The organism is Streptomyces sp. MB09-02B (assembly GCF_033794485.1).
In the GTDB taxonomy this organism is placed as follows: Bacteria; Actinomycetota; Actinomycetes; order Streptomycetales; family Streptomycetaceae; genus Streptomyces.
Genome location: NZ_JARGEE010000494.1, coordinates 1 through 6,001, shown reverse-complemented (window position 1 = coordinate 6,001; position 6,001 = coordinate 1). Strand labels below are relative to the sequence as shown.

The window sequence follows — 6,001 nt, the reverse complement described above, 5'->3', positions numbered from 1 at the left end:
GTTCATGGGGGCGCGGCACCTCGCTGTGCGACCGGGGTGGGACGTCTGGAGAGAACGGAGTCGCCGCCATCACCGCGATGACGTGCGATGACTGGCCGACTTTCGCTGGGCGGAGCCAATCGCGTGTGACGCCCGGTAGTCAAGTGAACAACGAAATCGATGTGCTGCTGTGACAGCCCCGGCCTGACCTGCGCACACGTGTCAACGGCCGCCGCAGGCGCGCCCGGGCGAACTGAACCGTTCCCCCCTCGACCCGGGGGTCGATTCCCGGCCACCATCATCTCCGGTCGGAAGTCCCCTTCCTCCGACCGAAATTCACACAGGATCACGGCAACCTCTGCCCATCCTGCGGCAACTGCTCGGTTGACGACCATCCCCCGCACGGAACGGAAGCGACGCGTGAGCGACAACCACGGCAAGGCCCGCCACCGCAGACGGAAGACGGCGCTCGTGGCCGGTGTCCCCCTGGCCCTGGCCGCCGCCGGGACCATGGCCTACGGCACGGTCTTCGGCGTCTTCGGCGACGCCGCGCAGCCGCGCGCGGCCGCCGCGACCGCCGGCTGGGCCACCGAGACCGCCGACGGCTTCGCCTCGGTGAACGCGCTGGGCCAGAACGGGACCTACGGCGGCCGGAACGGGAAGACGGTCACCGTGCGGACCCTGGCCGACCTGGAGAAGTACGCGACCGCCGCCGAGCCCTACGTCATCGTCGTGGCGGCCACGATCAACATGAACCCGGTGGGCAAGGAGATCAGGGTCGCCTCCGACAAGACGATCGTCGGCTCCGGCACCTCGGGCCACATCGTGGGCGGCGGCTTCTTCCTCGGCTCCGGCGTCCACAACGTCATCATCCGCAATCTGACGATCCGGGACGCCTACCAGGGCACCTGGAACGACAAGGACCACGACTTCGACGCGATCCAGATGGACGGCGCCCACCACGTCTGGATCGACCACAACGACCTGCGGCACATGGCGGACGGTCTGATCGACAGCCGCAAGGACACCACCTACGTCACGGTCTCCTGGAACAAGCTGAGCCAGAACAACAAGACCTTCGGCATCGGCTGGACCACCAACACCACCGCCGACCTGACGATCCACCACAACTGGTTCCGCGAGACCGAGCAGCGCAACCCCTCCACCGACAACGTGGCGCACGCGCACCTGTACAACAACTTCCTGGAGGACGTCTCGGGGACGGACATCACCTCCTCGTACGGCAACTACGCGCGCGGCAACACGAAGATGGTGCTGGAGAACAGCTATTTCCAGGGCCTGAGGAATCCCGTCACCAAGGACGCGACGGCCGCCCTGGTCCAGCGCGGCAACGTCTTCTCCGGCACCTCGGGCCGCAACGAGAGCGGCGGCACGGCCTTCGACCCGAAGAAGCACTACGGCTACACCCTCGACAAGGCCGCCGACGTGCCCGCGCTCCTGAAGTCCGGTGCGGGCCCCCGGAGTTCCATCGGCACGACGGCGACGGCCAAGGCCGCGGCGGCCACCACGCTCACCGTCGCCAAGGACGGCAGCGGCCAGTTCACCACCGTGCAGAAGGCCGTCGACGCGGTGCCCGCGAACAACCCCTCGCGGGTGGTGATCTCGGTCAAGCCGGGCACGTACCGGGAACTCGTCAAGGTGCCGTCCAACAAGCCGCACGTCACCATCCAGGGCTCGGGCGGCAGCCGCAAGGACACGGTGATCGTCTACAACAACGCGGCGGGCACACCCAAGCCGGGCGGCGGCACCTACGGCACCGGCGGCAGCGCCACCGTCGCCGTGGAGGCGGACGACTTCCAGGCCCGCAACCTGACCATCTCCAACGACTTCGACGAAGCCGCCAACCAGTCCCTCAAGGACCACCAGGCGGTCGCGCTGCGCACCGCGGCCGACAAGGTGGTCCTCGACGGCGTCATCGTCACCGGTGACCAGGACACCCTGCTGCTCGACACCGCGGCGAAGGACCGGCTGGGCCGGGTCTACGTCACGAACTCCTACGTCGTCGGCAACGTCGACTTCATCTTCGGCAGGGCCACGGCCGTCGTCGACAGGTCGGTCATCACCCTGAAGAAGCGCTGGAACGGCACCTCCGCCGGTTATGTCACCGCCCCGAGCACGGCCGCGAACCGCAGGGGCTTCCTGATCACCAACTCCACCGTCAACGGTGACGTCTCCGACCGGAGCTTCCACCTCGGCCGCCCCTGGCACGCGGGAGGCGACGCGTCCCTCGACCCCCAGACGACGGTCCGCAACACCACGCTCAGCGCCGCCATCAGGACCGCGCCGTGGACCGACATGAGCGGCTTTTCCTGGAAGGACGACCGCTTCGCCGAGTACATGAACAAGGGCCCGGGCGCGGGCCGCGCGAGCACCGACCGGCCGCACCTGACCGACGCGCAGGCCGCCGACCAGGAGGTCGCCGACTGGCTGGGTGGCTGGACGCCCGGCACCTGAGCCCACCGGACACGGCGGGAGACGCACCACGAGCACGGCGGGAGACGCACCGCCCCGGGTTTCTGTTATCCCCCGGGGCAGGGTGCGTCTCCTGTTCGTAGCTCCTCCGCGCGGGCCGACGCGGGCACGGGCTACGCCCCCGTACCCGAGACCCGAGGACCTCCACCGTGACAGCACAGATCAGCCGCCGCACCATGCTGAAGATCGCCGGAACCGCCGCCGGCACGGCGGGCCTCGGCGCCGGCACGGGCGCGGCCGCGACACCGGCCGCGGCGGCGGGCGGTGCGTACGCGCACCCCGGTCTGCTCCACACCGAGGCCGACCTGGCCCGGATGGCGACCAAGGTGAAGGCCGGCGCCGCGCCCTACGCGGCGGGCTTCGCGAAGCTGACCGCCAACGCCCACGCACAGAGCTCCTGGACGCCCCGCCCGGCCGCCACGGTCTACCGGGGCGGCGGCTCCCCCCAGAACTACGCCGCGCTCTACAAGGACATCCACGCGGCCTACCAGAACGCCCTGCGCCACCACATCACCGGCGAGAGCGCGCACGCCGACACCGCCGTGCAGATCCTCAACGCCTGGTCGGGGACGCTGACCAGTGTGCAGGGCAGCGCCGACCGCTTCCTCGCGGCGGGCCTGTACGGCTACCAGTTCGCCAACGCCGCCGAACTCGTCCGCGATCACGGCGACTTCGAGCTGGACCGCTTCCAGACGATGCTGAGCGAGGTCTTCGCCCCGCTCAGCGACGACTTCCTGGTCCGCCACAACGGCGCCGTGATCACCAACTACTGGCCCAACTGGGACCTCGCCAACATGGCCTGCGTCCTCGCCACCGGCATCTTCTGCGACGACAAGGCCCAAGTGGCCCGTGCCGTCGACTACTTCAAGAACGGCGAGGGCCTCGGCGCGGTCCGCAGGGCCATCCCGGTCGTGCACGACGACGGCCTCGGCGAGTGGCTGGAGGCGGGCCGCGACCAGGGCCACGCACTGCTGGGCGTCGGCCTGATGGGCACCTTCTGCGAGATGGCCTGGAACCAGGGCATCGACCTGTACGGCTACGACGACAACCGCTTCCTCAAGGGCGCCCAGTACGTGGCCAAGTGGGCCATGGGCGGCGAGGTCGCCTACACGGCCAACACCCGCGCGAAGGGCGCGGTCCACGGCTGGTCGGGCAGGGAGACGGCATCCGACGCGGCCGGAGTCGACCCCAACATGACGCGCCCCATCTGGGCCATGATCGCCAACCACTACACCAGGCGGCGGGGCCTCGACGCCTCCTACCTCACCCGCATTGCGGCCAAGGCGGCCCCCGAGGGCGGTGGCGGCGACTACGGCCCCAACAGCGGCGGCTACGACCAACTGGGCTTCGGCACGCTGGCGTTCACCCGGGACCGGGCCACGGCCGCCGAGGGGAGCGCGCCCCCGTCGGCATCCACGGACGCGGACTCCGGCTCCGGCACCGGCACCGGCACCGGCACGAAGAAGAGCGCGTCGTCCGCCTCCCCCTCCGCGAGCGCCCAGGGCGGCCGCGGCGAGGACCTGGCCGCGACAGGCACCTCCGACTTCCCGGCCTGGACGGCCGCGGGCGGCCTCGCGGCCCTCACGGGCGGCCTCCTCCTGCTGCGCCGCCGCACCCGCACCGGCTCCGGCGGCGGGCGGCAGAACTGAGGGACACGCAACGTCCTCGCAACCTGACGAGGCGTTCACTGCGCCCATGGATGTCGTCCCGCGCGTAGAGCTGACCCCCGCGGCCGCCGATCTCGTCCGGCGGCTGCGGGCGGCCCACGGCCCGTTGATGTTCCACCAGTCGGGCGGCTGCTGCGACGGCAGCGCCCCCATGTGCTACCCCGACGGCGAGTTCCGTACGGGGAACTCGGACGTCCTCCTCGCGGAGCTGACCGTCGACGGGGTCGACGAGGCGGTCGGGTTCTGGATGTCCCGCAGCCAGTACGAGGCCTGGAGTCATACCCGGCTCATCGTGGACGTCGTGCCGGGCCGGGGCAGCGGCTTCTCCCTGGAAGCACCCGAAGGGGTGCGTTTTCTCATCCGTTCCCGCGTCGTCGAGGCCGAGCCCCCGCCCGGCCGGTAGTCGTCTGGTGCACTTCCCCTGGGTCCTGGACATTTGACGAGAGATCAGGGGGCACCGTGACGCGTCGTGCTCGGCGGTTCAGAACGGTACTGACGGTTCTCTCGGCGTGGAGCGTGCTGGCCGGCGCGGCCCTCACGGGGGCGGCACCGGCCAGTGGCGCGCCCAGGGCCGTCGTCGTCGCACCGGGCGTGGAGTACAGCCAGTTCGACATCAAGGCGGCCAAGGGCGTGACACACGCCCATGTGCTGAGCGTCGACCTGAGCCATCCCCAGGTGGGCGTCGGGCTGCTGTACCCGGGGAAGGTGGCCTCGCGCGCGACCGTCTCCCGGCTCGCCACCGCCGCGGGTGCCGTGGCCGGGGTCAACGGCGACTTCTTCAACATCACCGAGACCCAGCACCCCGGCGTCGCGGCCACCGGGGCGCCGGTCGGCCCCGCGATCGCCGCCGGACACGCGCTCAAGGCCGCCGTACCGAAGGGCCAGCGCTTCGGCCCGGCCCTGCCACCGGGCACCGGCACCACGGACGTACTGGGTGTCACCGCCGACGGTACGGCCCGCCTCGACAGCGTCGCCCTCGACGGTTCCGTCACCACCGCCGGGGGCGATCTCCCGCTGCGCGGCCTCAACCAGTACGCCCTGCCGGTCGGCTCCGTGGGGGCGTTCACCTCGGACTGGGGCAGCGTCTCCCGGATGCGCGCGGTCTGCGGCACCGACACCGACCGGGCGGCGCCGTGCAGCACCGACACGCACGAGGTGCTGGTCGAGGACGGCCGTGTGGTCGGTACGGCGGGCACCCCCGGCAGCGGGGCGATCGCCGCCGGCGCGACCGTCCTGGTCGGGCGCGAGGCGGGCGCGCAGCAGCTGCGCAAGCTCGCACCCGGTGACGCGGTGGAGGTGCGGCACCTCCTCGTCTCCTCGACGGGCACGCCGTACGCCTTCGCGCTCGGCGGCTACCCGGTCCTGCGGGGCGGCCAACCGCTGCCCGGCCTCGACGCCACGACCTCGGCGGTCCGCACGGCCGCGGGCGTCGCCGACGGGGGTCGCCGCCTGCTCTTGCTCGCCCTGGACGGTGCCGCGGCCTACCGCACCGGGCTGACCATCGCCGAAATCGCCACCACCATGCGGGGCTTGGGCTCGGTCGACGCGTTCAGCCTGGACGGCGGCGGCTCCTCCACGCTCGTGGCCCGCGCCCCGGGGTCGACCACGGTCACAGTCCGCAACCACCCGACCGACGGCACGGAACGAGCCGTACCGAACGGCATCGGTGTGTTCACCAAGGCGTGACCGACGCGTTCTTCGGCTGCCGGCCCGGTGGGGCTTCTCGCGCAGTTCCCCGCGCCCCTGAAAAGCAGGGGCTGCGCCCCGTGCTTTTCAGGCCCGCAGGGCCTGGGCTTTCAGGGGCGCGGGGAACTGCGCGAGAACCCCCACGCACCCGCACCCGCCGACGCACACCCGACCCC

Annotated in this window: 4 protein-coding genes; all 4 read left to right on the top strand. The window is 71.5% G+C overall.

Features of this window, described 5'->3' with window-relative positions; all coding sequences use genetic code 11:
- Positions 1-399: 399 nt before the first annotated feature.
- The 4 genes from P1P70_RS38835 to P1P70_RS38820 all read left to right on the top strand — a co-directional run bounded on the left by P1P70_RS38835 (position 400) and on the right by P1P70_RS38820 (position 5,825).
- Positions 400-2,454 carry a pectinesterase family protein gene (locus P1P70_RS38835; protein ID WP_319246176.1) on the top strand — a complete coding sequence of 685 codons (2,055 nt, stop codon included), beginning with the start codon at positions 400-402 and terminating at the stop codon, positions 2,452-2,454.
- A 194-nt stretch (positions 2,455-2,648) separates the two neighbouring features.
- Complete coding sequence (locus P1P70_RS38830; RefSeq protein WP_319246180.1) at positions 2,649-4,121, top strand: alginate lyase family protein; 1,473 nt, start codon at positions 2,649-2,651, stop codon at positions 4,119-4,121.
- 46 nt (positions 4,122-4,167) lie between these two features.
- A complete protein-coding gene (locus P1P70_RS38825) occupies positions 4,168-4,542 on the top strand; it encodes a DUF779 domain-containing protein (RefSeq protein ID WP_319246174.1) in 375 nt (124 codons plus the stop codon).
- Positions 4,543-4,598: 56 nt separating this feature from the next.
- Complete coding sequence (locus P1P70_RS38820) at positions 4,599-5,825, top strand: phosphodiester glycosidase family protein (RefSeq protein ID WP_413471648.1); 1,227 nt, start codon at positions 4,599-4,601, stop codon at positions 5,823-5,825.
- Positions 5,826-6,001: the final 176 nt, after the last annotated feature.